The 384-nt window shown below is 43.2% G+C and carries 1 pseudogene; it reads right to left on the bottom strand.

The features are described 5' to 3' along the window. A pseudogene (locus tag B4033_RS06225) lies at positions 1-384 on the bottom strand (sodium-independent anion transporter); the annotation flags it as partial.

Below are 384 nucleotides of genomic sequence, written 5' to 3'. Positions count from 1 at the left end.
GTCAGATCCAGTTCAACAACTGCCAGGTTTTCCTTAAAGTCAAAGAACTGATAGAAACGGTCTGAACTGCTAAAAAAGATCTGCCCGGAAATCACATAACGACGAGAACGTTCATCTAGCAAATGAGTATATACGTGAACCGTATTTTCCAGTTTGTTGATAAAGAACAGGGCAGACAATACCACGCCGATTAACACGCCTAATGCCAGGTTATGGGTCGCCAAAACTACCAGCACAACAGTAATCATCACCACATTAAAAGCAAGCGGATGCTTGTTAAACTGCTTGATAGCACCCCACTGGAAGGTGGTAAATGACACCATGATCATAATGGCTACCAGTGCTGCCATCGGGATATAAGCCAGCCAATCTTTTAGAAATACC

The sequence above is a fragment of the Acinetobacter sp. UBA3132 genome (assembly GCF_002364825.1).
Classification (GTDB): domain Bacteria; phylum Pseudomonadota; class Gammaproteobacteria; order Pseudomonadales; family Moraxellaceae; genus Acinetobacter; species Acinetobacter schindleri.
Note: the sequence above shows the minus strand (reverse complement) of the source record. Positions and strands in the feature narration are given on the sequence as shown.